Source organism: Actinomadura sp. 21ATH (assembly GCF_041951345.1).
Lineage (GTDB): Bacteria > Actinomycetota > Actinomycetes > Streptosporangiales > Streptosporangiaceae > Spirillospora.
Map to the genome: position 1 here is coordinate 331,499 of NZ_JBGNUR010000004.1, position 25,009 is coordinate 356,507.

Below are 25,009 nucleotides of genomic sequence, written 5' to 3' on the forward strand. Positions count from 1 at the left end.
ACGCCTGTGCGCGGTCGCCGCGCATTGACGAGCGCCGGCGCGCTGGGCCTGCTGGCGCTGACCGCCACCGCGTGCAGCGGTGAGGTGAAGCGCCTCGGCATGCCCGAGCCGATCAGCGACCAGGCCGAGCGCATGCTGACGCTGTGGCAGGGCTCCTGGATCGCGGCGTTCGCCGTGGGCGCCGTGGTCTGGGGCCTGATCATCTGGGCGGTGCTGTTCCACCGCAAGCGCTCCGATGACCTGCCGCCGCAGGTGCGCTACAACATGCCGATCGAGATCCTGTACACCGCGGTCCCGTTCGTCATCATCGGCGTGCTGTTCTACTTCACCGCCCGTGACCAGAACTACGTCGAGAAGGTGACCAAGGATCCCGCGGTCGTCGTCGACGTGACCGGCTTCCAGTGGAGCTGGCAGTTCGACTACCGGGAGAAGGACGCCTCCGGCCAGGAGAAGACCGTCGCCTCGGTGGTCGGCACTCCGGTCGACCCCAACGTGGTCTCGGGTGCCAAGCCGGTCATGACGATCCCGGCGAACAAGACGGTGCGCGTGCGGCTGCACGCCAACGACGTCATCCACTCGTTCTGGGTGCCGGCGCTCCTCTACAAGAAGGACGTCATGCCGGGCTACACCAACGAGTTCGAGTTCACGGCGCGCAAGCTCGGCACCTATGAGGGCCGCTGCGCCGAGCTCTGCGGCGTCGACCACAGCCGGATGCTGTTCCAGTTGAAGGTCGTCTCCGAGGCCGACTACGACAAGTGGCTCGCGGATGCGAAGGCCAAGGCGGCGGGGGGTGCCCGATGACCACGGTCAGTGAGGCTCCGGGCAGCCTGAAGGTTGCCGGGGCGCGGACGAGCAAGGGGCGCATCATCGCCTCCTGGATGTCGTCCACCGACCACAAGGTGATCGGTTACCTGTACCTGATCACCTCGTTCATCATGTTCCTGATCGGCGGCGTGCTCGCGCTGGTCATGCGGCTGGAGCTGTACAAGCCCGGCCTGCAGGTGGTGAGCAACGAGCAGTTCAACCAGATGTTCACCATGCACGGCACGATCATGCTGCTGATGTTCGCGACGCCGCTGTTCGCGGGCTTCGCCAACGTGATCATGCCGCTGCAGATCGGCGCGCCGGACGTGGCGTTCCCGCGGATGAACATGCTGGCGTACTGGCTGTTCCTGTTCGGCAGCATCATCGTGATCGCCGGCTTCCTGACCCCGGGCGGCGCCGCCAGCTTCGGCTGGTTCGCCTACGCCCCGCTGTCGGACGCGGTCCGCTCGCCGGGCGTCGGCGGCGACATGTGGGTGATGGGCCTGGCCATGTCGGGCTTCGGCACCATCATGGGCGCGGTCAACTTCATCACCACGATCCTGTGCATGCGCGCGCCGGGCATGACGATGTTCCGGATGCCGATCTTCACCTGGAACATCCTGCTGACCTCGATCCTGGTCCTGCTGGCGTTCCCGGTCCTGGCGGCCGCGCTGCTGGCCCTGGAGGCCGACCGCAAGCTCGGCGCCCACGTCTTCGACGCGGCGCACGGCGGCGCGCTGCTGTGGCAGCACCTCTTCTGGTTCTTCGGGCATCCGGAGGTCTACATCATCGCGTTGCCCTTCTTCGGCATCGTGACGGAGATCCTCCCGGTGTTCAGCCGCAAGCCGGTCTTCGGCTACATCGGCCTGGTGTTCGCGACCATCTCGATCGCGGGCCTGTCGATCACCGTGTGGGCGCACCACATGTTCGTCACCGGCCAGGTGCTGCTGCCGTTCTTCTCGTTCATGACGTTCCTGATCGCGGTGCCCACAGGGGTCAAGTTCTTCAACTGGGTCGGAACGATATGGAGAGGGCAGCTCACGTTCGAGTCGCCCATGCTCTGGTCGATCGGCTTCCTCGTGACGTTCCTGTTCGGCGGCCTGACCGGCGTCATCCTGGCCTCGCCGCCGATGGACTTCCAGCTGTCGGACTCCTACTTCGTGGTGGCGCACTTCCACTACGTCGTGTTCGGCACGGTGGTGTTCGCGATGTTCGCGGGCTTCTACTTCTGGTGGCCCAAGTGGACCGGCAAGATGCTGAACGACCGGCTCGGCAAGGTGCACTTCTGGCTGCTGTTCATCGGCTTCCACGGCACGTTCCTGATCCAGCACTGGCTGGGCGCCGCGGGCATGCCGCGCCGGTACTCCGACTACGCCAGCGAGTTCACCGGCATGAACCAGGTGTCGACGGTGTTCGCGTTCCTGCTCGGCGTCTCGATGCTGCCGTTCTTCTACAACGTCTACATCACGTGGAAGAAGGGCAAGCGCGTCGAGGTCGACGACCCGTGGGGGTACGGCGCGTCCCTGGAGTGGGCGACGTCCTGCCCGCCGCCGCGGCACAACTTCAACTCGATCCCGCGGATCCGCTCCGAGCGGCCGGCGTTCGACCTGCACCACCCGCACGTGGGTGCCAAGGGCGAGCTCGCCGGGGCGTCCGGGACGAACGTGAAGAAGGGCTAGGGCGATGCGCGTACAGGCGTTCATGTTCTACGGGTGCGCGGTGTTCTTCCTCGCCACCGACGTCGTCTACTGGCTGTGGTCGAAGGACTGGACCGGCACGACCGCGCTCGCGCTGTCGGTGGGCCTGGCGGGCCTGATCGGGTTCTACATCCACTTCACGATCCGCCGGCTGGAGAAGGCCAACTCCGGGCCTCTGTACGAGGACGACCCCGAGGGCGAGATCTCGGCCGCGGCCGGCGAGCTGGGCTTCTTCAGCCCGCACAGCTGGTGGCCGCTGTTCGTGGCGCTGTCGGCCGCGCTGATCGCGCTGGGCGTGGTCTTCGGCTGGTGGATGGTGATCCTCGGTACGTTCGCCGCGATCATGTCCACCATCGGAATGGTCTTCGAGTACTACCGGGGCCATTTCGCCCACTGATTAGGTAAAAGAACCCCCAGAGGGCCGGTACCAGGGAATTTCCCGGGTACCGGCCCTTTCGGATGAGGTGCGTCTATGTGCGGCACAACGGACTGTGTAGGTACAGAACGGGCCGTACCGAACGGCCGGCGCAGGCGGGCCGGGCGCACCTTCCGTGGATCTCACGACGAGCGGGGGGACGACGTGCGGTTCGGTGGCACAGGAGGATCGGCGGAACGGGGCCGGCGCGCCGGAGCGGCGCTGCTGGGCGTGACCGTGGCGGCGGGGACGGGGTTCGCGGCGGGCTGCGCCTCGGACGCGACGACGGCGGCCGGCGGCGGCTCGGTGAGCCTCGCGGTGAGCCCGGCGGGCGGTGCGGGCGAGCAGCGTCCGGACGCTCCCGTCGCGGTGAAGGCGGAGCGGGGGACGATCGCGAACGTGACCGTCACCAGGGAGGCCGGCACGGCGAAGACCGCGGAAGGCGGCGCGGACGGGGACTCGGACGGGAACGCCGCCCGGTCGGGCGCGAAGGCGGTCGAAGGGTCGCTGAACGCGGCCCGCACCCAGTGGCGCTCGCGCTGGACGCTGGCGCCCGGCACCGCGTACACGGTGCACGCGACCGCGATCGGGCTGGACGGGCGGACCCGCACGGTCAGCACCCGGTTCACCACCGCGAAGGCGGAGAAGGAGCTGGCCACGCAGCTGGAGGCTCCCTACGACAAGGAGACCGTGGGCGTCGGGATGCCCATCATCCTGCGGTTCAAGCGGGAGATCACCGACAAGGCGGCGGTCGAGCGGGCGCTGGAGGTCCGGTCGAGCAAGCCGGTCGAGGGCGCCTGGCACTGGTTCGACGAGGACTACCCGGGCCCGTCCGTGGTGTTCCGTCCCAAGGAGTACTGGCCCGCGCACACCGACGTGACGCTGAACGCGCACCTCGCGGGCGTGCAGGGCGCCAAGGGCGTGTACGGGACCAAGGACCAGTCGCTGCGGTTCCGGGTGGGCGACTCGCGCATCAGCACGGCGAGCGAGAACTCCCACCAGATGGTGGTGAAGAAGAACGGCAAGGTCGTCCGCAAGATGCCGGTCAGCATGGGCAAGGGCGGCGTCCGCAAGTACACCACCACCAACGGCGTCCACCTCACGATGGACAAGGGCAGCCCGGTGACGATGACGTCCGGGTGGGAGGGGATCGGGCCCGGCTCGCCCGGCTACTACAGCCTGACGGTCTACAACGCGGTCCGCATCTCCAACAGCGGCGAGTACGTGCACAGCGCGCCGTGGTCGGTGGGCTCGCAGGGCAGCGCGAACGTCAGCCACGGCTGCATCAACATGAGCCCGTCGAACGCGAAGTGGTTCTACAACTTCTCGCACCGCGGCGACCCGTACGAGGTGACCGGCAGCGACCGGGAGCTGGAGCCGACCAACGGCTGGGGCTACTGGCAGCTGTCCTGGCGGGACTGGGTGAAGGGCAGCGCGCTGAAGCAGGGCTTCAAGATCGGGCCGAGCGGCTCGGTCCCGCTCCCCGCTGCCTGAGGGCCGCCTGAGGCCCGCCTAGGGGCGCAGCGGGGGAGGCTCCGGCACGCGGTGCAGGCGCGCCCAGTCGCGCGCCATGGCGATCCGCTCGGGGCCGGACGGGTGGCTCGTCCACAGGACGCGCTCGACGATGTCCGGGTCGACGTCGGAGATGTTGCGCACCGACAGCTCGTGCTGCATCGACACGAACGTGACCGGGTCGCGGGTGAGGTTCAGGGCGTGGGCGTCGGCGCGGGCCTCGATCCGCCGGCTGATGAGGTTCTGGACGGGGCCGCCGATCTGCGCCGCGACCGTCACCATGGCGAGCACCAGCGCGATCGAGCGGGGGTCGGCGGCGCCCCCGGCCCGCCCGCCGGCACCGGCGCCCTCGTTCCCGCCGCCGTCCTCGCCCTCGGCGCCCCCGTCCGCGCCCGTGCGGACGCCAGCGCGCCGCAGCAGGCGCGGGGAGCTCAGCAGCAGGTGGAACAGGCAGACGGCGCCGGAGACGCCCAGCGCGCCGATCAGCGTTCCGTGGAGCACGTCCGCGTTCTCGGCGTGCCCCAGCTCGTGCGCCACGATCGTCTCGACCCGGGCCCGCGGGGTGGACTTCAGCAGCGTGTCGTACACCACGATGCGGCGCGTCGAGCCGAACCCGGACACGTAGGCGTTGAGCGCGGTGGTGCGCCGCGACGCGTCCGCGACGAGCACGTCCTTCACCGGGACGCCGTCGCGCTCGGCCATCGCCAGCAGGCTCGTGCGCAGCTCGCCGCGGGGCAGCGAGTGGAACCTGTTGAAGACCGGCTCGAACACCACCGGGTACAGGAACGAGACCGCCACGACCAGCGCGAAGCCGCCGGCCGTCGCGCCCGTCCACCAGTACCTCGGGAAGCGGCGCAGCAGCCAGTAGAGCAGCACGAGCGCGATCGTCCAGATCACCCAGGTGAGGACGAGCGACTTGGCCTCGTCCAGCAGCCACTCCGGCCAGCTCTGCGTGGACAGCCCGTAGTCGCGCAGGACGGCCTCGCCCCACACCCCGAACGGCAGCCCGGCAGCGTGGACGACCGTCGTCAGCGCCACGGCGGCCACCGCGACCCGCAGGGGCCGGCGCCGTACCCGCGCGGTCGTCCAGGAGACGAGCCGGGCGCCCAGCGGGGTGAGCCCGAGCACCAGGACCACGGCCAGCCCCGCCAGGAGGCCGAGGTACGCGCGCGGCGCCAGCGCGGCGTCGAACGCGCGCGACCGGGCGATCTCCGAGGCGCTGAAGTCCCGCGCCGGGTCCACCGGGGCGGGGCCGCCGGGCGCGGGGCCGTCCAGCGGGTTCCACGGGGTGGTGAGGGCCAGCACGGCGCCCACTCCGGCGAAGAGCACCGCGGCGGTGATCGCGGCCGCCGTCCTGGAGCGCCGGTCGGTCATCGCAGTTCCTCCCGCAGGTAGTCGCGCCAGGCGGCGGTGAAGGCGGCCGTGCCCAGGCCCAGGACGGAGCGGAGGGCGGCGTCCTCGGAGCTCCGGCCCGCGGCCCGGTAGAGCCGGACGAGGGTCGCCTCACCGTACCGCTCGGCGATCATGCGGCAGGCCAGCCAGGCCTCCTGGTACGACTGCGCGAGCCGGTCCGCGCCGTCCTCGAAGGCGGCGCGGCCGGGGAGCGCGGCGGGCAGCCGCCCGGCGGCGACCTCGGCGCGCAGCTCGCGGGCGGCCGACCGCACGCCCACCCGCCGGCCCTTGTAGCCGGTGTAGTCGGCGAAGCCCTCGATCAGCCACAGCGGGGTGCGGCCGTCGCGGGCGCCGCCGGTGGCGACATGGGTGAGCTCGTGGGTCAGCACGACGTCGCGGCCGAGGGCGTTGAGGCGGCCGAAGGAATCGGGGGCGATGACGATGCGGTCGGCGCCGCCGCCTCGGACCGCGGGCATGACGGTCGCGAGCGCCGCGATCCCGGCCGGCTCGCCGCCGCCGCCCGCCAGGGCCCCGGCCCGCGCGGGGTCGGCGGGGACGAGCGCGACGGCGCGGCGCTCCCAGCCCTTCTCCGCGAGCGGGCCGGCGACCGCGTCCACCGCCGGTACGGCCGCGTCCAGGCGCCGCGCGATCTCCGCCAGCCCGGGGCCGTCGCCGGCGGCCAGCACCGAACGGCCCCTGACCACGGTGATCGGGCCGCCGTCCCAGATCTCGGCGTCGTCGGCCAGGCCGCGGCCCGCGCCGTCGCCGGTGATGACCCAGCGGCCGCCGCGCGGCGCGAACGCCAGGTGGCGGGTCCGGACCAGCGGCGCCGCGTCGTGGCCGCGCAGCCGGTAGCGCAGCTCCACCTGGACGGTCGCGGCGCCGCCCGCCGTGGACGCGACCGCGGCGAAGCGCTCCCGCCACCCCTCCAGGGGCAGCTTGAGCAGGTTGTCGAACATCACGGCCTGCGCTCGCCGGTACCCGGCCGGGGCGGCGGCGACCGTGGCGAGGAAGGCGGTCCGGTCGCGGTCGCGCACGGCGCGCTCGCGGTTGGCCAGGACGGCCTCCACGGCCCGCCGGTCGGGGGGCCCGACGTCGGCGGCGGCCGTCGCGGCGGGGCCGGGCGCCGGACCGCCGGGGCCGGTGCGGGCGGCGGTCACGCCGGCGCCCGCGAGCGCGCAGAGCGCGGCGCCCGCGGCGAGGACCGCCAGGGTCCGCCGCCGCGGGACGCCGCGCCACCGCCCGCCGGCCGGTCCGTCCATGCGCGAGATCCTATTGACCGCCGCGCGTGGTCCGGCCCGCCGGAGGAAGGCTCACTTCGCGTAGTCGGGGTAGCCGTAGCCGACGATCTGGTCGGCCGACCGCTCGCGGATCTTGACGGCGTTGGAGGTGTTGCCCTCGACGGTGCGGACCTTGCCGCGGCCGGCCGTCTCGACCACCATCCCGACGTGCACGATGTCGTCGAGCGACTTGCCGCCGCCCCAGTCGAAGAACACGATTGCGCCGGGGCGGGGCTCGGTGCCCCAGCGGCCGTTCTCCTTGAACCACTTGGCGTGCTCGACCGTCCAGGCGTCCTTGCCGAGCTGGTCGCTGAAGCCGATGCGGTCGCCGATCCAGGAGATGAACATGCTGCACCAGGCGGCGTCGTCGTAAGCCTTGATGGAGCCGCCGTCGCGCGCCACGGTCTCCCTGGCCCGCTCGGTCGTCATGTACCAGTCCTGGAACTTGGTCTGGCCCGAGCCGTTCTCGGAGATGCCGACCTGCGACTTGGCCAGCTCGATGGCGTCGTCCGCGGTGGGCTTCCTGGTCCGCTCGCGGGAGCCCTTCGCCCCGCCGGCCTTGCCTTCCTTGCTCGCCTTGCTCTGCTTGCTCTGCTTGCTCGCCTCGCCGTTCGCGCCGGCCTTCTCCGCCTGGGCCGCGGCGGCGGCCAGTGAGGCGCCGGGGCGGCCGGGGGAGCCGGCCTCGCCGGCGAACGCCTGCGTCGTGACGGCGGCCAGGCCGACGACGGTCGCGCCGGCGACGATGCCGCCGGTGGTACGGAGGCTGGCGACGAGGGGATGGGTCTTGCGGTGCTTGCCTGCCACGGAGGGCTCCTCAGCTTCCATGCCGCCTACCGGGTTAGCTGACGGGTTCGGGCGTGGAAGCTGCCCTACGGCGCGTACGAGCGCGGGCCGGCGCCGGGCCGGTGCGGGCTGGTACGAGGCCGATTCACCCCATGGGACATGTGGGTCCCCGGTTCCGCGATCGCGGATTCGGCGGGTGGGCGCCCGTGCGCCGGGCGCCCGCTATCGGGTCTGGTCAGGTCTTCCGGCGCCCTCGGGGGCGAGGGCGCTGCGGGAAGGAGAAGGGGGTACGGGCGGCCCGGTGGAACGGGACGCGCCCCCGGCCACGGCCCGATGGGAGGGCCGCCGCGAGGCGCCGGCGGCACCCATGCGCGCTGCCGGTGTGCTCACTGGACGGCCGGGCCGGCCGGTTCGCGGCACCTGGGAGGCGCCGAGCGGGGGCGGCACCTGGGGGGCGCCGCGGGAGGGGCGGGTGGTGCTGGAGTGCACCACGGGCCGGGAACGACGCCTGGGGGACGCCGTAAGTGGGACACAAGGTACCAAAGGTCGCGAAGTTGGCAAATAGGGCACAAAAAACCGGCGGACCAGGAATAACTCCTGGTCCGCCGGTGGGTGCCGCTCGGGGGTCGCGGTCCTACGGCCGCCCTGCTCCGTAGTAGTTGGAGAGGTAGTAGCCCGAGGTGATGCTCACGACCTCCACGTTCTTGCCGGTACGCGGGGCGTGGATCATCTTGCCGCCGCCCACGTACATGCCGACGTGCCCGAGGTTGTTGAAGAACACCAGGTCGCCGGGCTGCAGGGCGCTCTTGGCGACCCGCTTGGTGGCGGCGTACTGCGAGTTGGTCGTCCGCGTGATGCTGACGCCCGCCGCCGCCCACGACTTCATGGTCAGGCCCGAGCAGTCGTAGGAGCTCGGACCCGCGGCGCCGTACGAGTACGGCTTGCCGAGCTGGGCGTAGGCGAAGTTCAGCGCGGTGCGCGCCGAGCCGCTGGCGGGCCCGTTGTAGCTGCCGCCGGTGGCGCCGCCGCCCGAGGAGGTCGGCTCGCCCAGCCGGGCCAGCAGCCGCTTCTGCTTGGCGATCGACTTGTCGACCTCGGCCTTCTTGGCCTTCACTTCCTTGGCCTTGCCGAGCGCCTCGTCGTAGGCGGCCTTGGCCTGCGCCTGCTCCCGCCGCACCCGCTGGGCCGAGGCCAGGAACTGGGCCATCTCGGAGCTGCGGTTGCGCGACAGGTGCGAGAACACGGCGGCCTGGTCCAGCACGGCCTGCGGGTTCTCGGCGCCGACGAACCCGGCGACGTCGCCGGTGTCGCCCTGCTTGTACGCGTTGGCGGCCATGGCGGCGATCTTCGTGCGGAGCTGCTCGAAGGTCGCCTGCTCCTCCTTGCCCGCCGCCTGGGTCGCCTTCCACTTCTTCTTGGCGACCTTGAGCTTCTCGTTCGCCTGGTTGTACTTCTCCACCAGCTGCTCGACCTGCTCGTTCAGCTTGGTGAGCTTCTTGCGGGCGTCGGCCGCGCTCGGGTCGGCGTGCGCAGCGGTGGCGGGGAAGGCGAGCGAGGCGGTCACGGCGAGGCAGACGGTCGCCGTGAACCGGCGGGAGGCGCCGCGCCCCGCCATGAAGCCCTGGCGGGAACGGCCGGGAGCCGGGCCCGCCTCGGTGATATCACTGGCCACGATCGGTTGTGCCCCTCTCGTCCACGATGTCAGCGGACGACACTAGCGACGGGCACCACCCGTCACAACCGATTCGTTAGTCTTCGACGCCTGAATGCGGGCTTTATCGGCGTTCCGTGAGATTAAGATCACGAAGCGCATCCGAGCGGGGAAGGTCTCGCCCGCGGTCAGGACCGGCCGAGCCGGCGGAGCAGCAGCGTGGAGGGCGCGGGCCGGGCGCCGGCCCGCCGCGCCGCGTCGGCCACCTCCCGGTCGGCCGACACGACCACCACCGCCCGCCCGGGCGGCTCCGCGCGCACCAGCTCGCCGATGAGCTCGTCGGCGGTGCTGCCCGGCCTGCTGAACAGCACCCGCACCCCGCGCGGCGCCTGGATCGCCACCGGGGCGTCCAGCTCCGCACCGTCGAACACGCAGGTGACCTCGGCACGGGTCTGCGCGGCCAGCCCGCCCAGGCCCGACAGCAGCCGGGTGCGCTGGTCGGCCAGCGGCAGCCCGCCGTACCCGGTCTTGGTGACGTTGTAGCCGTCCACCAGCAGGTGCACCTGGGGGAGCGTCAGCAGCCGGTCGAGCAGGTGCGGGTCGTCGTCCGACAGCGCGCGGCCGGGCAGCGCGGCGTGCACCGGGCGGTCCGGGCCCGCGCCCGCCACCGCGTCCGCGGGCCGCGCGATCGTCGAGGGCAGCGCCAGCTCCCGGCGCACCCCCTGCGCGGCGTCCACCAGCGTGTCGAGCAGCATCCGCAGCCGCACGTCGTCGACGTTGCGGCCCTCCCTGGACGCGCGCCGCGCCGCCTCCGCCGAGGTCTCCGCGCGCTCCAGCTTCGAGCGCAGCCTGCGGAGCTCCTTGTCGGCCGCCGCGGTGCTCTCGCGGGCGGCGGCCAGCTCCCGCTCGGTGCCCTCGGCCAGCGCGTCGGCGCGCTCCTGCGCCGCCTTGGCCCTGGTCCGCGAGTCGTGCAGCTTGCGGCGCAGCTCCGCCACCTCGGCCTTGGCGTCGCGCAGCTCGGCGCGCAGCCGCTCCACCTCGGCCGACCGGGCCGTACGGGCCGCGGCGACCTCGGCGCGCAGCTCGGCGATGCGCCGCTCGGCGGCCTCGCCCTCCGACGCGCTCGCGGACCGCTCCAGCTCGGCGCGGGCGGCCTCCACCAGCCGGGTCCAGCCCGCGGGGCGCAGCAGGTACGCCAGCACCGCCACCCGGACCGGATCGGCGGCCGGCGGCGCCTTGCCCTCCCGCACCGCCTCGGCCAGCTCGGGCTGCGCCTCGGCGAGCGGGCTCGCCACCCGCTCCCGGAACGCCTCGTCCTTCTCCAGCTGGCCCGCGATGTGCTGGCCCGCCAGCTTGGCGCGCTTGCGGCGCTCGAAGCGGGCGAACCGGCGCAGCGGCAGCGGGACCTCGTCGGCCGGGACCGCCCCGATCAGCTCGGCGGCGGCCTCCACGACCCCCGCCCGCACCGCTTCGGGGAGGGGGCGCGCCAGGCGCTCCGCCGCCGCCTCCGGGCCGCTGTCGATGATCCCGCTCCTCGCTGCCTCGTGACTGGCTCGTGACCGGCTCCCGGCCGGCTCGCGTGCGCGTGTGCGCAGCTCTCTCAACCCTAGCGGCCCGCCCTTCTGTCGGTGGCGTGCTCTACGGTCGCCGCCATGACGGCCGCACGATCCGAGCCCCCCGCGGCTCAGCCCGTCCAGGGCACCCTCGACGACCTGGGCACCCCCCTGGCGGAGGTCACCTTCGTGGTCGTGGACCTGGAGACCACCGGCGGCTCGCCGGCCGAGTCGGCCATCACCGAGATCGGCGCCGTCAAGGTCCGCGGCGGCGCGCACCTCGGCGAGTTCGGCACGCTGGTCGACCCCGGCGGCGAGATCCCGCCGTTCATCACCGCGCTGACCGGCATCACCCAGGCGATGGTCACCGCCGCGCCGCGGATCGGGTCGGTGCTCCCGGCTTTCCTGGAGTTCGCCCGGGGCTGCGTGCTCGTCGCGCACAACGCCCCGTTCGACATCGGCTTCCTCAAGGCCGCCTGCGCCCGGGAGGGGTACGCGTGGCCCCCGTTCGCGGTGATCGACACCGTCGACCTGGCGCGCCGCGTCCTCACCCGCGACGAGGTCCGCAACTGCAAGCTGGAGACGCTGGCCCGCTTCTTCCGCACGCCGACGCGGCCGTGCCACCGCGCCCTGGAGGACGCCCGCGCCACCGTCGACGTCCTGCACGGCCTGATCGAGCGGATCGGCTCGTTCGGCGTCACCTCCCTGGAGGAGCTGCGCGGCTTCGCCAAGGCCCCGACGCCCGAGCAGCGCCGCAAGCGGCACCTGGCCGACGACGTGCCCAGCGCCCCCGGCGTGTACGTCTTCGAGGACGCCTCCGGCGAGGCCCTCTACATCGGCAAGAGCGGCGACCTCAGGAGCCGGGTGCGCAGCTACTTCACCGGCTCCGAGACCCGCCCGCGGGTCCGCGAGATGGTCGGGCTCGCCGAGCGCGTCCGCACCATCGTGTGCGCCACCGGGCTGGAGGCGGAGGTCCGCGAGCTGCGCCTGATCGCCGAGCACAAGCCGCGCTACAACCGCCGCTCCAAGTTCCCCGAGCGGGTCATGTGGCTCAAGCTCACCGTCGAGCCGTTCCCGCGGCTGTCGATCGTCCGCGACTGCCGCGACGACGGCGCCGCCTACCTCGGCCCGCTCACCTCCCAGCGGCAGGCCGAGGAGGCCCGCGCCGCGCTGCACGAGGCCGTCCCGCTGCGGCAGTGCACCCAGCGGCTGACGCCCCGGCTGATCGAGCGCGGCAAGGCGCGCGGCTGCGCGCTGTCCGAGCTCGGCCGGTGCGGGGCGCCCTGCGAGGGCCGCGAGTCCGCCGAGGCGTACGGCCTCCACGTGAGCTCGGCCCGGTCGGTGCTGGCCGGGGACGTGCGGCCGGTCGTCGCCGCCGCCCAGGTCCGCATCGACCGGCTCGCGGCCGAGCAGCGCTACGAGGAGGCCGCCGTGCAGCGCGACCGGCTCGCCGCGTTCGTCCGGGCCGCCGCGCGCGCCCAGCGGCTGGCCGCGCTGGCCGGCTGCGCCCAGGTGGTGGCCGCCCGGCCCGCCTTCGACGGCGGCTGGGAGCTGGCCGTGGTCCGGTACGGCCGGCTCGCCGCGGCCGGCACGATCCCGCCGCGCGCCCACCCCCGGCCCTACGTCGACGCGCTCATCGCCACCGCCGAGACGGTCTTCCCCTGGTCGGACGCCACCGGCGCGCCGGGCGGCGCGGCGGCCGCCGAGGAGATGGAGTGCGTGCTGCGCTGGATGGACGCGCCCGGCGTCCGCCCGGTCGAGGTCGACGGCACCTGGACCTGCCCCGTCCACGGCGCCGAGCGGCTGCGCGGCTGGATCGACAACGCCTACGCCGCCCGCCGGCCCGGGGAGCCGAGGGCCGCCCGCCCACTAAGGTGAGCGGACGTCCGGTTCCCGATTTCCGGTGATCTGCGAGGATCCCCTGCCATGGCCCTGCCCCTCTACGACAGCCAGCCCGCCCGGCGGGTCCCGTGGGTGACCTACCTGCTGGTCGCCGCCAACGTGGTGGTCTTCCTGCTCACCCCCATGGCCAACTTCTCCAGCTGGTACGGCGACGGCAGGGTCCGCGAGTGCAACGCCGCCCGCTTCACCTTCGAGCACGGCGCGGTGCCCAAGGAGCTGACGACCGGCCGGCAGCAGCCGATGCCGGCCGAGGTGACGGCCCATTGCGGCGCCGCCGACTTCGACAAGGCGCCGTGGGTCTCGGCGTTCTCCTCGATGTTCCTGCACTCGGGCGCGCTGCACCTGCTGGGCAACCTGGTGGCGCTGTTCGTGGTCGGCATGGGCGTGGAGGACCGGCTCGGCCGGTGGCGGTACCTGCTGGCCTACCTGCTGTTCGGCCTGGTCTCGGTGTACGGGTTCGCCTACGTCTCGCCCGACTCCACCACCCCGCTCATCGGCGCGTCCGGCGCCATCGCCGGGGTGCTGGGCGCGTACCTCGTCCTCAACCCGCGCGGCCGCATCGTCAGCCTGGTCCCGCCGGTCATCGTGATCCGGCTGCCCGTCTGGGTCGTGCTGGGCTACTGGTTCGTCCTCCAGTGGCTGTCGCTGGGCGACACCGAGAGCAACGTCGCCTACGTCGCCCACATCGCCGGCTTCCTGGCCGGGATGGGCTTCGCGGCCCTGGCCCGGCAGGCGGGCCCGTCGCGGCGCCTGGCCGCCCTGAGCCGCGGCTAGGCGGACGCTGCCGGTAGAGTCGGGCTGTTTCCGGATCCGACGGTTCCCGAGGGGGAGGGCGCAGTGGTCACTGCGATCGTGTTCGTCAAGGCCGACGTCGCGCGCATCCACGAGGTGGCCGAGAGCATCGCCGCGCTGGACGGCGTCAGCGAGGTCTTCTCCATCACCGGCGAGTTCGACCTGATCGCCATGGTGCGGGTGCGCCGGCACGACGAGCTCAACGACGTGATCCCCGGCCGGCTCAACAAGATCCCCGGGATCCGGGACACCGAGACCCACATCGCGTTCCGCACGTACTCCCAGCACGACCTGGAGGCCGCGTTCGCGCTCGGCCTCCCGGACGCCGACTAGAGGCGTTCAGGAGGACCCAGACCAGGTCAGAGCAGCCCAGAACAGCTCAGAGCAGCCCAGAGCAGCTTCTGAGGGGCTCAGCGGCCCTCAGGGGCGCAGCGACTGGGTGGCCTTGATCCAGCGGTCGAGGGTGGCGGCCGCCGCGCCGGCGTCGATGATCTCGCCGGCCCGGGCGTAGGCCGCCCGCAGCGCGCCGGTCAGCTCCTCCGGCGCGGGCGCGCCGTCGTAGGCGACCATCAGCGCGGCCGCGTTGAGCCGCACCATGTCGCGGACCGGGCCCGGCTCCCCGGCGAAGACCGCGCGGGCCACCCGGGCGTTGTACGGGGCGTCCGCGCCGCGAAGGTCGTCCGGCGTGGCCGGCGGGATGTCCAGCTCGGCCGGGTCGAACGTGGTCTCGGTGGCGGTGCCGTCCCGGACCACCCACACCGCCGAGGTCCCGGTCGTGGTGAGCTCGTCGAGGCCGTCGTCGCCGCGGAACACCAGCGACGAGCAGCCGCGCTCGGCGAACACGCCCGCGACGATGCCCGCCATCCGCGGGTGGAACACGCCCACCGCCTGGGTGGACGTCCGCGCCGGGTTGGTCAGCGGGCCGAGGAAGTTGAAGACCGTGGGGGTGCCCAGCTCGCGGCGCGGCTTGGCGGTGTACTTGAACGCCGGGTGGTAGAGCGGCGCGAAGCAGAACGTGATGCCGGCCTCGTCGGCCACCCGCGCCGCCCGGTCGGCCGGCAGGTCGATCGCGACGCCCAGCTCCTCCAGCAGGTCGGCGGCGCCGCAGGATGACGAGGCGGCGCGGTTGCCGTGCTTGACGACCTTCACGCCCCCGGCCGCGGCCACCACGGCGGCCATCGTGGAGATGTTGACGGTGTGCGCCCGGTCGCCGCCGGTGCCGACCAGGTCGCCGAGCCGGCCGGGCACCTCGATCGGGGTGGCGTTGGCCAGCATCCCGTCCGCCAGGCCGGACACCTCGGCGACCGTCTCGCCCTTGGCCCGCATCGCGACCGCGAATCCGGCGATCTGCGAGTCGGTGGCCTCGCCGGCCATGATCTGGTTCATCGCCCAGGCGGTCTCCCGGCTCGTCAGCGACTCGCCGTCGAGCAGGGCGTTCAGCAGCGCCGGCCAGCCGGTACGCGCGTCCATGGTTCCCCTTCGGCTTCTACAGGACCGGAAGGCGCTTGGCGGCGCGGTCGCGCATCAGCTCGGCGACCCCGTTGGCCAGCGCCATCGGGTCCAGTGGCAGGCCCACGACCTTGTCGGCGCGCGACCAGGTGGCCAGCCAGCCGTCGTCCCGGCGGGCGATGATCGCCAGGAACGGCGGGCAGTCGTACACCTCGTCCTTGGCCTGGCGGCAGACGCCCAGCCCGCCGGCGGGCTGCGCCTCCGCGTCGACCACCGCGACGTCGATGCCGCCCTCGTCGAGCCGCTCCACCACGGCCGGCTGGGTGGCGCACTCCACGTACTCGACCAGGGGGAGGTCGGCGGCGGGCCGGCGCCCGATGGCGAGCCGGATCCGGGCACGGGTGTTCGCGTCGTCGCTGTAGACGAGAACCTTCATCGGGCTCTCCGGGGCGGTGCTCATGGCTGAGAAGGTTACCGGGCCGGTACGTCTTCGGCCACGGCCGCCTCGATTCGCACCGGCCCGGGGGCCGCGGGCCCTTTCCCAGCAGGCGTTACGGGCACGGCGGAGGCCGCCGGCGGGCCGCGCGCGCAACGCGCGGGGGACACGCTCGGAAGGCGCTGAAGGGGGGTCCTGCACGGGTCGCGGGACCGGTGACGTAATAATGTCGCCCGTGGCAACAGCATCCGCGATACAGACAACACCTCACGCTCGGGCGAATCGTCCCAACCTGGTCAGCGTGGGGACGATCGTTTGGCTGTCGTCCGAGCTGATGTTCTTCGCGGCTCTGTTCGCGATGTTCTTCACGATCCGCTCTGTGACGATCGGCCAGCAGGGCGAGCACGCGTGGCCGGGAGCCCATCTCGACCTGCCGCTTTCGACGTTCAACACGACCATCCTGGTGCTGTCCTCGGTGACCTGCCAGATGGGCGTGTTCAAGGCCGAGGCCGGCAAGGTCGGCCGGGACGGCGGGCTGCTGAACTTCCGCCGGTGGGGCCTGCGCGAGTGGTACGTGCTCTCGTTCCTGATGGGGGCCTACTTCGTCGCCGGCCAGGCTTACGAGTACTACAACCTCGTCACGCACGAGGGCCTGACGCTGGCCTCCTCGGCCTACGGCTCGGTGTTCTACCTGACGACCGGCTTCCACGGTCTCCACGTGACCGGCGGCCTGATCGCGTTCCTGTTCGTCCTCGGGCGGACGTACGCGGCCAAGCGCTGGACCCACGAGCAGGCGACGAGCGCGATCGTCGTGTCCTACTACTGGCACTTCGTGGACGTGGTCTGGATCGGCCTGTTCGCGACGATCTACGTGCTCGACCTCTGACCAGATCGACCTCTCTACCGACGACATGACCCGAACGGGGATTTCCGTGAAAAGGTTCACCGCATGGCGACGGCGCCCGTGGGCGGGCTACGCCGTCGTGCTGGCGGCCCTGGCGGCGATCGGCGTGATCTACGCCGGTTTCCAACCGAAGCCCGACCACGCCCAGGCGGCGAACACGGCGCAGGCCGCAAACGATCTGCAGAACGGCAAGCAGCTGTTCGAGAAGAACTGCGCCAGCTGCCATGGCCTGAACGGCGAGGGCACCAAGGACGCCAAGGGCAACGCGATGGCCCCGAGCCTGATCGGGGTGGGCGCCGCATCCGTCGACTTCCAGGTCAGCACGGGCCGGATGCCCGCGATGAACCCTGGCGCGCAGATGCCGCGCAAGGATCCGATCCCCGCCTTCGACGTCAACATCAAGACGGACTACGCCGAGCCGGAGAAGCGCGAGGCCGCCCTCAAGCAGAAGGCGCAGGCCGAGAAGAACCTGCGCGACCTGAACGCGTACATCCAGTCCCTGGGCGGCGGGCCCGAGGTGCCCAGCGCCGAGGCCGTGGACCCGGAGAAGGGCGACGCCGCGCTCGGCGGCAAGCTCTTCCGCACCAACTGCGCCCAGTGCCACAGCTTCGTGGGGTCGGGCGGCGCGCTGACCGGCGGCAAGTACGCCCCGCCGCTGGACACCAGCGACGTCACCCCGACGCAGATCTACGAGGCCATGCTGACCGGCCCGCAGGCGATGCCGGTGTTCAACGACACCACGCTGACGCCCGAGGACAAGCGCGCCATCATCGCCTACATCGTGCAGACCCGTGAGGAGCCCAACCCGGGCGGCAACGGCCTCGGCCGGATCGGCCCGGTGTCCGAGGGCCTGGTGGGCTGGCTGGTCGGGCTCGGCCTGCTCGTGCTGGCGGCGGCGTGGATCACCGCGAAGAAGCCGAAGAAGCTGAAGAAGTCATGAGCGACAACAAGGACACGACCGGCTCCGGCAGGGAGCCGAGCGAGGACGGCGGCGCGCGCGAGCGCGTGGTAGGTACGCCGTCGCCGGCGGTGGAGAAGCAGCTGCTGGCCAGCGAGGACGTCTCCGCGCCCGCGGGCGCGGGGCAGGAGCTGGACGAGAGGTCGGCCAAGCGGGCCGAGCGGATCGTCGCCCTGTTCTTCCTGCTCGCCTTCGCCGGCAGCGTGGCGTTCATCGCCTACTACATCGGCTGGAGCGGCCGCGACGGCGGCATGCACGGCATCCACCGGGCCAAGGAGTCCAACCTCTGGCTTGGCAGCATGATGGCGCTGTCGTTCCTGGCGCTGGCCATCGGCGTCACCATCTGGGTGCGCCGGCTGATGACCAGCAAGCCGATCGTCCAGGAGCGGCACGATCACCGCGCCCCCGAGGAGACCCGGCAGGCGTTCACCCGGGACTTCCTGGAGGGCGCCGAGGACAGCGGCATCACCAAGCGGCCGCTGCTGCGCCGCACGCTGCTGCTGGCGGCCGCGCCGCTCGGCCTGGCGCCGCTGGTGCTGCTGCGCGACCTCGGCCCGCTGCCGGAGAAGCGGCTGCGCCACACGTTCTGGGGCGAGGCCGTCAAGAAGGCCAAGGAGGAGGGCAAGAAGGGCGTCCGGCTCGTCGTCGACGGGACCAACAAGCCGCTCAAGGTCAGCGACTTCAGCTCGCCCGGTGCGATGATCACGGTCCTCCCGGAGGGGATCGAGGAGGACGCGCACCACCCGCTGAACGAGATCGCCAAGGCGGTCACGATCCTGATCAACGTTCCGGCCGACCAGTTCAAGCCGGCCAAGGGCCGCGAGAACTGGCACGTCGGCGGCATCGTGGCGTACTCCAAGATCTGCACGCACGTGGGCTGCCCGGCGGCCCTGTACGAGCAGACCACGCACCACATCCTTTGCCCGTGCCACCAGTCCACGTTCGACGCCACCGACGCGGCCAAGGTCGTGTTCGGGCCGGCGGCGCGCGCGCTGCCGCAGCTTCCGCTGAGCGTGGAGAACGGTTACCTGGTGGCCACCGACGACTTCCCCGAGCCGATCGGACCGAGCTTCTGGGAGCGCGGATGAGCGAGGCAACCGCCCCGAAGGCGGTCGACGGGACGCTGAACTTCCTCGACGACCGCCTGGGCTCCACCACCTTCTTCAAGCGGAACGTGAAGAAGGTCTTTCCGGACCACTGGTCGTTCATGCTGGGCGAGATCGCCCTGTACTCCTTCGTCATCCTGCTGCTGACCGGGACGTTCCTGACGCTCTGGTTCCAGCCGAGCATGCACGAGGTGGTGTACGACGGGTCGTACACCAAGCTGCAGGGCGTGAAGATGTCGCAGGCTTACGCCTCGACCCTGCACATCAGCTTCGACGTCCGCGGCGGCCTGCTCATGCGGCAGATCCACCACTGGGCGGCGCTGCTGTTCATGGCGTCGATCCTGGCGCACATGCTGCGGGTGTTCTTCACCGGCGCGTACCGCAAGCCGCGCGAGCTCAACTGGCTGATCGGCATCAGCATGTTCGTCCTGGGCATGCTCGAGGGCCTGTTCGGCTACTCGCTGCCGGACGACCTGCTGTCGGGCACCGGCCTGCGGATCACCCAGGGCGTGCTGGAGTCGATCCCGGTGGTCGGCACGTACGGCTACATGTTCCTGTTCGGCGGCGAGTTCCCCGAGGGCAACAACGGGGAGATCATCCCGCGGCTGTTCACCCTGCACGTGCTGCTGATCCCGGCCCTGATCCTGGGCCTGGTCACCGCGCACATGATGATCATGTGGCACCAGAAGCACACCGCGATGCCGGTCAAGCAGCAGACCGAGAAGGAGGTCTACGGCTACCCGTTCTACCCGGTCTTCATGGCCAAGACGGGCGCCTACTTCCTGTTCGTCTTCGGCGTGCTGGCGCTGCTCGGGGCGTTCGCCCAGATCAACCCGATCTGGCTGTTCGGGCCGTACGATCCCGGCGCCATCTCGTCGGCGTCCCAGCCGGACTGGTACATGGGCGTCCTGGAGGGCTCCCTGCGGATCATGCCGAACTGGGAGATCACCGCCTGGGGCTACACGCTCAGCCTGAACGTGCTGATCCCGGCGCTGCTGCCGCTGGGGATCATCTTCACCGGGGCGGCCCTGTGGCCGTTCATCGAGCAGTGGGTGACCGGCGACAAGCGCCACCACCACGTCAACGACCGGCCGCGCAACGCCCCGGTCCGCACCGGCGTGGGCATGGCCGCGGTGACGTTCTACGGCCTCCTGTGGCTGGCGGGCGCCAACGACGTGCTGGCCGAGCGGTTCCACGTGTCGCTGTTCGCCACGACCTGGTTCTTCCGGGTCGCGGTCTTCCTCGGGCCGGTGCTGGCGTACGTCATCACCAAGCGGATCTGCCTGGGCCTCCAGCGCAAGGACGCGGACGTGATCGGGCACGGCGTCGAGAGCGGCATCATCCTGATGTCGCCCGAGGGCAAGTTCAGCGAGCGGCACGAGCCGGCGCGCGAGGAGGAGCGGGCGGTGATCCTGAGCAAGGAGAACGCCCGTCCCGAGGCGCCCGCCGTCGACGCCAACGGCGTTCCGGCGCCGAGCAGCAAGGGCCCGCTCGGGCACCTGCGCTCGCGGCTGCACCGGGCCTGGACCAGCGACGACATCCCCGTCGAGGAGCACGGCCACGGCGAGCACGGCGACGGGCACGAGGTCGCCGAGGGCGAGCGGAAGCAGCTCACCGACAAGCACTGACGGTACTGATCGCCACGGGCACGGGGCCCGCCGCCGGACCACCGGCGGCGGGCCCCGGCTCGCGTTTCCGGGGAGATCCGGGCAGATCCGGGGAGAGATGACCAAGACCCTCGTCGTCACCAACGACTTCCCGCCCCGGCCGGGCGGCATCCAGGCGTTCGTGCACAACCTCGCGGTACGGCGCCCGCCCGGCTCGGTCGTGGTCTACGCGCCCGCCTGGAAGGGGGCGGCGGAGTTCGACGCGGCGCAGCCGTTCCCGGTCGTCCGGCACCCGACGTCCCTGATGGTGCCGGAGCCGACCGTGCTGCGCCGGGCCGCGGAGGTCCTGCGGTCGGAGGGGTGCGACTCGGTCCTGTTCGGCGCGGCGGCGCCGCTGGGCCTCCTCGCGCCGGCGCTGCGCGCGCGCGGCGCCGAGCGGCTCGTGGGGCTCACCCACGGGCACGAGGCGGGCTGGGCGGCGCTCCCGGTCGCGCGCGGCCTCCTGCGGCGGATCGGGGACGGCACGGACGCGCTGACGTACCTGGGGGACTACACCCGGTCCCGGATGGCGCGGGCCCTGTCGCCCGCGGCGGCCGCCCGCATGGCGTGGCTGGCGCCCGGCGTGGACGAGGAGGTCTTCCGCGCCGGCGCGGGCGGCGCCGAGGTGCGCCACCGGCACGGGCTCGCGGACCGGCCCGTGGCCGTCTGCGTGTCGCGGCTCGTCCCGCGCAAGGGGCAGGACGCCCTCATCCACGCCTGGCCGCACGTGCTGAAGAAGGTCCCGGACGCGGCGCTGCTCCTCGTGGGCGGCGGGCCGTACCGCGCCGAGCTGGAGAAGCTGGCGGAGGCGCGGGACGTGGCCGGGGCGGTCGTCTTCACCGGCAGCGTTCCGTGGGAGGAGCTGCCCGCGCACTACGACGCGGGCGACGTGTTCGCGATGCCGTGCCGGACGCGCCGCCGCGGGCTCGACGTGGAGGGCCTCGGCATCGTGTACCTGGAGGCGTCCGCGACCGGCCTGCCCGTCGTCGCGGGCGACTCGGGCGGGGCGCCCGACGCCGTGCTGGAGGGCGAGACCGGAGAGGTCGTCGACGGGCGCTCCGTGGCGGCGGTGGCGCGCGCGCTGACCGGACTGCTGAGCGACCCCGCGCGGGCCCGCGAGATGGGCGCCAGGGGCCGCGCGTGGGTGGAGCGCGAGTGGCGCTGGAACCTCCAGGCCGCCCGGCTGGACGCCCTCTTGGCCGGCTGACCGCGCCCGGGCTCCCCGCGGGTGCCGCGCCCACCGCCGGCAGTGGCAGTATGCGTGTCATGGCGGACGTCGAAGACGCGTGGGAGCCGGTCTCCGAGGAGGCCACCGGCTGGTTGAAGGATCTCGATCCCGAGCACGGCCACACCGGCTACGAGCCCCCGCGCCGCCCGGACGCGGCGTGGATCCTGCACTCGATGTACGTGTGGAAGGACGGGCTGGTCACCACCACCCATGACGACGTGCTCCGGTCGGCCCGGGCGTCCGGGCTGGCCGAGCCGGACAAGGACGGCGATCTCATGGAGGGCGCCGTCGTCACCGGGACCCGGCTCGGCCGCGGCGGCCATCCCGGCGCGGGGTGGCGGCGGCTGCGCTGGGCGGAGCTGGCGCGCGGGTTCGGGGAGCCGGCCGTACCGGCGGGGGAGCGGCCGGGCATCCGCTGCCTGCGCCAGGCCCACCCGACCGGCAGCTGGTCGGCCGCGATCGAGCCGCCCGCCGAGGGCTGCCTGGACCGGGAGGGCTGGCGGCGGCTGATGGCGCTGCTCGTCCGGCACGACGTGGACGGCGAGGACCGGCGCTGCCTGGCGTACTACTGCTCGCTCGTCACCAACGACTGGGACCGGGAGACCGTGCTGGCGGGCCGGCTGGGCGACGCCGCCGACCTGTACGACCATCCGGCGATGGAGAGCTGCCCGTCGAACCTGTGGGCCGACGACCGGTCCTGGGTCGTCTACTGCGACTGGGACCTGTGGGGCACCAAGGTGGTGGGGCCGCCCGCGCTGATCGAGTCGGTGCTGGCCGATCCGGAGCTGGAGGCCCTGCGGCTGCCCTGGACGGGCTGAACGCGCGGGCCGCGGCCCGTCCGGCTCAGGGGTGGGACCGCGCCGGCACTCCCGGAGACCGGTTCCACGCGCTTCCCTGTCGAGGAGGGCTTCCGATCGGCGGTGCCCCGGCCCGGCGCCCTGTGTGGGGGGAGAACCTGGAGGCGGGCGCGTCGTGCGGGACGGCCGGTCGCCGCGGATCGGCGGTGCGTGGACGGGAGTGCCGGGCACGGTCCCGGCATCCGGCCGGGCGCGGGCCGGAGGAGGGGTGGGCCACCCCGCGGAGGTCGTTCATCGGGGTACCTCCTCCGTGCGCCGGCGGCCGTCTGACAGGACCGACGCTAGGCGCCGCGCGGGGTTGCGGCACGACCGTTATGGCGGGCTTAAGGCGAACCTGAGCCGGGCCTAAGCCGGACCCCCGCCGTACCCGGCCTGACCTGCGGCGACGCGGGCGCCCGGGCGCCGCGGGCGGTCCGGGCCGCCGCCGGGCCGTTCCGCCGGTGAAGGTGCCTGAGCAGCGAAGACGCGGGCGGGCCCGCGGAGCGGGCGGCGGATTCCGGAGGGATTTCCTGTCACCATCTCCATAACGGGACCACCAGGGCGTATGCTCCGGGGTTGTCGGAGCGGCCCCGTGCGGGCCGTTCCAGGGCGCGGCGGGAGCGGAGCGGGTTCCGGCCGCCGTCCGTGACGATCAGGAACGCGCTCTCCGGAGCGCACGGAACCACGACGCCGTTTCGCCGAGCCTCCCCTCCTCCACAGGAGAGGACATGGCGCGACGCGACAGTAGGCATGCGTCCCAAAGCACGTATGAAGCCTTCTGGGCGGACCCGGCACGTCCCCGGTCCAGGCAACGCCCCCGGCGCGAGCAGCCGGCCGACCCGCGCAACGCGGGCGTAGGCGGCCCGCGCCCCCAGGGCCCGCGCGGCGGCGACGCACGCGATCGGCGTGCCCGGGACCCGGGCCCGCCCCCACGCGGCGGTTCCGGCCTGCCCGCCCCCCGGGTGCCCGCCGGCGTGCGCGACGCGAGGTCGCCGCGCGCCACGCCCCCCGACGGCCTCCCGTGGTACGCCGAACCGGCCGCCATCCCACCGGCCCCAGGACCGCGTGACAGCGGCCTTCGTGATGCCGGTCTCCGCGATGTCGGCCTTCGTGATCCCGGCCTCCGCGATCCGGGTCTCCGTGATGTCGGCCTTCGTGATCCTCGGCTTCGTGAGGCCGTCGGGAGCGCGGCGGTGCCGGGCGTGCGGCGGGAGGCGGCGCGGCCCGGCGACCGGGAACGGGCGGCCGCGCGGTCGTCCCACGGCGTGCTCCCGGGGGACGTCGAGTCGTCGAGCTTCTGGGACCGCGAGCCCGTGCGGCGGGACCGGACCGCGCGGCGGCGGGACCGCGCCGGGGGCAGGGACCGCAGGGGCGGCAGGAAGCAGCCGAAGCCGCGCAGGCAGCACGCCACCCCGCGGGCGCTGCCGCAGCAGCGGGCGCGTGGCGCGCGGGGGCCGGCGGACCGGATGCGCACCGGGACGCTCGTGTTCTCGATCGTGGTCGGGCTGTCGCTGCTGGCGATCGTGGAGCGCAGCCTGATCGAGGGGACGACGTTCGGCAACCCCGGCCCCGCGGGGAGCGACCTGGAGCTGCGGTCGCCCGGCCAGGTGGCCCAGGTGCCCCCGGACGTCGAGCGGCGGCCGGCGCCGGACCGTACCGGGCCCGTCGCGGCGGCGCCGGACACGCGCACGCTGACCGAGCGCATCACCAAGCTCACCACCGACCAGCACGGGCTCGCGGCGCGCCAGGCGTACGGCGCGGCGCCCGACCGGCCGCCCATCGTCGGGGTGGACCGGGTGAGCGCCGACAAGCGGTGGGCGTTCGGCACGACGACGATCCCGGTGCCGGCGGGCAGCTCCGCCTCGCCCGAGGGGGCGTTCTTCGCCGGGCGGTGGGGCGAGGGGCAGTGGCAGGTCGCGCTGTCGGGGACGAGCTCGTTCAACGCGATCCTGGGGCGCATGCCCGCCGAGCTGATGCCGGCGGCGGAGGTGGCGGCGCTGCGCCGGTACAGCTCGCTGACGGCCGACCAGGCCGTCGCGGCGGCGAACGGCACGCGCGCCGGGGACGGGCTGATGCTGCCGTGGCGGCTCGGCAAGACGTGGTCGATCGGCAGCGCGGACGGCGCGGGCAAGGCGCGGCCGCTGGGCGCGCTGGCCTTCTGGGGCGGCGACGGCCGGGTGCTGTCGGCCGCCGCCGGGCGGGTCTACCGGTTCTGCGCCGGCCGGGCCGGCAGCGGGATGGTCATGGTGGTGCACCCCAGCGGGCTCGCCAGCACGTACTACCGGATGCGGGACGTGACCGCGGCCCGCAGCGGCGGCACGGTCGCGCGCGGCGCGCCGCTCGGCCGGATCGGCGCCGAGCGGCCCTGCGGCGGGGCCCCGGCGCCCCGGTCGCTGGTGCAGTTCTCGCTGCGGCGCGGCGCCGAGGAGGTGCCGCTGGAGGGCACGCGGATCGGCGGCTGGACGTTCAGGCAGCGCGCCAAGCCGCTGCTCGGCTTCGCCGAGCGCGGCCCCCTGCAGGTGCTCCCGGGCGGCCTGCTCGCCAACCTCGGCGCGGTCCCGGACGCGGACGACCCGGCGCTCCCGAAGCCGGGGGCCGGCGACGAAGGCGAGGCGGGCGCGAAGAAGAAGCCCGCCCCCTCAGCGACCTAGAACAGGAGTTCCAC

At 73.1% G+C, this 25,009-nt stretch carries 21 protein-coding genes and 1 riboswitch; of the genes, 14 read left to right on the forward strand and 7 right to left on the reverse strand.

Features of this window, described 5'->3' with window-relative positions:
• Positions 1–24: 24 nt before the first annotated feature.
• From coxB to ACA361_RS16265, 4 genes are all read left to right on the forward strand, one after another.
• A complete protein-coding gene (gene coxB, locus ACA361_RS16250) occupies positions 25–801 on the forward strand; it encodes a cytochrome c oxidase subunit II (protein WP_375012797.1) in 777 nt (258 codons plus the stop codon).
• Positions 798–2,483, forward strand: coding sequence for a cytochrome c oxidase subunit I (gene ctaD, locus ACA361_RS16255; protein ID WP_375012798.1), 1,686 nt, complete (start codon positions 798–800; stop codon positions 2,481–2,483). Before coxB ends, ctaD begins: the two co-directional genes overlap by 4 nt.
• A gap of 4 nt (positions 2,484–2,487) precedes the next feature.
• Positions 2,488–2,898, forward strand: a complete 411-nt coding sequence (locus ACA361_RS16260) for a cytochrome c oxidase subunit 4 (RefSeq protein ID WP_375012799.1) — start codon at positions 2,488–2,490, stop codon at positions 2,896–2,898.
• A gap of 183 nt (positions 2,899–3,081) precedes the next feature.
• A complete protein-coding gene (locus ACA361_RS16265) occupies positions 3,082–4,410 on the forward strand; it encodes an Ig-like domain-containing protein (protein ID WP_375012800.1) in 1,329 nt (442 codons plus the stop codon).
• An 18-nt stretch (positions 4,411–4,428) separates the two neighbouring features.
• On the opposite strand, the gene ACA361_RS16270 is transcribed toward ACA361_RS16265, so the two are convergent.
• The 5 genes from ACA361_RS16270 to ACA361_RS16290 all read right to left on the reverse strand — a co-directional run bounded on the left by ACA361_RS16270 (position 4,429) and on the right by ACA361_RS16290 (position 11,000).
• Complete coding sequence (locus tag ACA361_RS16270; protein ID WP_375012801.1) at positions 4,429–5,802, reverse strand: M48 family metallopeptidase; 1,374 nt, start codon at positions 5,800–5,802, stop codon at positions 4,429–4,431.
• A complete protein-coding gene (locus ACA361_RS16275; protein ID WP_375012802.1) occupies positions 5,799–7,082 on the reverse strand; it encodes a hypothetical protein in 1,284 nt (427 codons plus the stop codon). Before ACA361_RS16275 ends, ACA361_RS16270 begins: the two co-directional genes overlap by 4 nt.
• Before the next feature lie 51 nt (positions 7,083–7,133).
• The gene (locus tag ACA361_RS16280; RefSeq protein ID WP_375012803.1) at positions 7,134–7,904 is read right to left on the reverse strand and encodes a CHAP domain-containing protein; all 771 of its coding nucleotides are present in this window, start codon (positions 7,902–7,904) and stop codon (positions 7,134–7,136) included.
• Positions 7,905–7,911: 7 nt separating this feature from the next.
• A riboswitch (cyclic di-AMP (ydaO/yuaA leader) is annotated at positions 7,912–8,088 on the reverse strand.
• A gap of 429 nt (positions 8,089–8,517) precedes the next feature.
• Positions 8,518–9,555 carry an NlpC/P60 family protein gene (locus ACA361_RS16285; RefSeq protein ID WP_375012804.1) on the reverse strand — a complete coding sequence of 346 codons (1,038 nt, stop codon included), beginning with the start codon at positions 9,553–9,555 and terminating at the stop codon, positions 8,518–8,520.
• Between the two features lie 167 nt (positions 9,556–9,722).
• Positions 9,723–11,000 (reverse strand): NYN domain-containing protein, encoded by a 1,278-nt coding sequence (locus ACA361_RS16290; protein WP_375012805.1) that lies wholly within the window; start codon positions 10,998–11,000, stop codon positions 9,723–9,725.
• 186 nt (positions 11,001–11,186) lie between these two features.
• On the opposite strand from ACA361_RS16290, the gene ACA361_RS16295 reads away from it, so the two are divergent.
• From ACA361_RS16295 to ACA361_RS16305, 3 genes are all read left to right on the forward strand, one after another.
• Complete coding sequence (locus ACA361_RS16295) at positions 11,187–12,965, forward strand: DEDD exonuclease domain-containing protein (RefSeq protein ID WP_375012806.1); 1,779 nt, start codon at positions 11,187–11,189, stop codon at positions 12,963–12,965.
• Positions 12,966–13,013: 48 nt separating this feature from the next.
• Positions 13,014–13,763, forward strand: a complete 750-nt coding sequence (locus ACA361_RS16300) for a rhomboid family intramembrane serine protease (protein WP_375012807.1) — start codon at positions 13,014–13,016, stop codon at positions 13,761–13,763.
• A gap of 63 nt (positions 13,764–13,826) precedes the next feature.
• Positions 13,827–14,114 (forward strand): Lrp/AsnC family transcriptional regulator, encoded by a 288-nt coding sequence (locus ACA361_RS16305; RefSeq protein WP_375012808.1) that lies wholly within the window; start codon positions 13,827–13,829, stop codon positions 14,112–14,114.
• 87 nt (positions 14,115–14,201) lie between these two features.
• Here ACA361_RS16305 and trpD read toward each other — a convergent pair whose 3' ends face one another.
• Together trpD and ACA361_RS16315 are read right to left on the reverse strand one after the other, a co-directional pair.
• Positions 14,202–15,251, reverse strand: a complete 1,050-nt coding sequence (trpD, locus tag ACA361_RS16310) for an anthranilate phosphoribosyltransferase (RefSeq protein ID WP_375012809.1) — start codon at positions 15,249–15,251, stop codon at positions 14,202–14,204.
• 16 nt (positions 15,252–15,267) lie between these two features.
• Positions 15,268–15,690 carry a hypothetical protein gene (locus ACA361_RS16315; RefSeq protein ID WP_375012810.1) on the reverse strand — a complete coding sequence of 141 codons (423 nt, stop codon included), beginning with the start codon at positions 15,688–15,690 and terminating at the stop codon, positions 15,268–15,270.
• A 202-nt stretch (positions 15,691–15,892) separates the two neighbouring features.
• On the opposite strand from ACA361_RS16315, the gene ACA361_RS16320 reads away from it, so the two are divergent.
• From ACA361_RS16320 to ACA361_RS16350, 7 genes are all read left to right on the forward strand, one after another.
• Positions 15,893–16,552, forward strand: a complete 660-nt coding sequence (locus tag ACA361_RS16320) for a heme-copper oxidase subunit III (protein ID WP_375012811.1) — start codon at positions 15,893–15,895, stop codon at positions 16,550–16,552.
• A 46-nt stretch (positions 16,553–16,598) separates the two neighbouring features.
• Positions 16,599–17,510 carry a c-type cytochrome gene (locus ACA361_RS16325; RefSeq protein ID WP_375012812.1) on the forward strand — a complete coding sequence of 304 codons (912 nt, stop codon included), beginning with the start codon at positions 16,599–16,601 and terminating at the stop codon, positions 17,508–17,510.
• On the forward strand, positions 17,507–18,616 hold the full coding sequence (locus ACA361_RS16330) for a Rieske 2Fe-2S domain-containing protein (protein ID WP_375012813.1): 1,110 nt from the start codon (positions 17,507–17,509) through the stop codon (positions 18,614–18,616). The genes ACA361_RS16325 and ACA361_RS16330 overlap by 4 nt, the downstream gene beginning before the upstream one ends.
• Positions 18,613–20,262, forward strand: coding sequence for a cytochrome bc complex cytochrome b subunit (locus ACA361_RS16335; RefSeq protein ID WP_375012814.1), 1,650 nt, complete (start codon positions 18,613–18,615; stop codon positions 20,260–20,262). The genes ACA361_RS16330 and ACA361_RS16335 overlap by 4 nt, the downstream gene beginning before the upstream one ends.
• A gap of 97 nt (positions 20,263–20,359) precedes the next feature.
• Positions 20,360–21,487, forward strand: coding sequence for a glycosyltransferase family 4 protein (locus ACA361_RS16340; RefSeq protein ID WP_375012815.1), 1,128 nt, complete (start codon positions 20,360–20,362; stop codon positions 21,485–21,487).
• A 59-nt stretch (positions 21,488–21,546) separates the two neighbouring features.
• Positions 21,547–22,326: a hypothetical protein gene (locus ACA361_RS16345; protein ID WP_375012816.1), complete on the forward strand. Its 780-nt coding sequence runs from the start codon at positions 21,547–21,549 to the stop codon at positions 22,324–22,326.
• Positions 22,327–23,537: 1,211 nt separating this feature from the next.
• A complete protein-coding gene (locus ACA361_RS16350) occupies positions 23,538–24,995 on the forward strand; it encodes a hypothetical protein (protein ID WP_375012817.1) in 1,458 nt (485 codons plus the stop codon).
• Positions 24,996–25,009: the final 14 nt, after the last annotated feature.

Bases quoted from the DNA above. Each gene is read 5' to 3' on its own strand.
- trpD (WP_375012809.1), bottom strand. From the start codon at position 15,251: ATGGACGCGCGTACCGGCTGGCCGGCGCTGCTGAACGCCCTGCTCGAC.
- ACA361_RS16320 (WP_375012811.1), top strand. From the start codon at position 15,893: ATGTCGCCCGTGGCAACAGCATCCGCGATACAGACAACACCTCACGCT.
- ACA361_RS16270 (WP_375012801.1), bottom strand. From the start codon at position 5,802: ATGACCGACCGGCGCTCCAGGACGGCGGCCGCGATCACCGCCGCGGTG.
- ACA361_RS16300 (WP_375012807.1), top strand. From the start codon at position 13,014: ATGGCCCTGCCCCTCTACGACAGCCAGCCCGCCCGGCGGGTCCCGTGG.
- ACA361_RS16315 (WP_375012810.1), bottom strand. From the start codon at position 15,690: ATGAGCACCGCCCCGGAGAGCCCGATGAAGGTTCTCGTCTACAGCGAC.
- ctaD (WP_375012798.1), top strand. From the start codon at position 798: ATGACCACGGTCAGTGAGGCTCCGGGCAGCCTGAAGGTTGCCGGGGCG.
- ACA361_RS16340 (WP_375012815.1), top strand. From the start codon at position 20,360: ATGACCAAGACCCTCGTCGTCACCAACGACTTCCCGCCCCGGCCGGGC.
- ACA361_RS16335 (WP_375012814.1), top strand. From the start codon at position 18,613: ATGAGCGAGGCAACCGCCCCGAAGGCGGTCGACGGGACGCTGAACTTC.
- ACA361_RS16275 (WP_375012802.1), bottom strand. From the start codon at position 7,082: ATGGACGGACCGGCCGGCGGGCGGTGGCGCGGCGTCCCGCGGCGGCGG.
- ACA361_RS16345 (WP_375012816.1), top strand. From the start codon at position 21,547: ATGGCGGACGTCGAAGACGCGTGGGAGCCGGTCTCCGAGGAGGCCACC.
- ACA361_RS16260 (WP_375012799.1), top strand. From the start codon at position 2,488: ATGCGCGTACAGGCGTTCATGTTCTACGGGTGCGCGGTGTTCTTCCTC.
- ACA361_RS16295 (WP_375012806.1), top strand. From the start codon at position 11,187: ATGACGGCCGCACGATCCGAGCCCCCCGCGGCTCAGCCCGTCCAGGGC.
- ACA361_RS16330 (WP_375012813.1), top strand. From the start codon at position 17,507: ATGAGCGACAACAAGGACACGACCGGCTCCGGCAGGGAGCCGAGCGAG.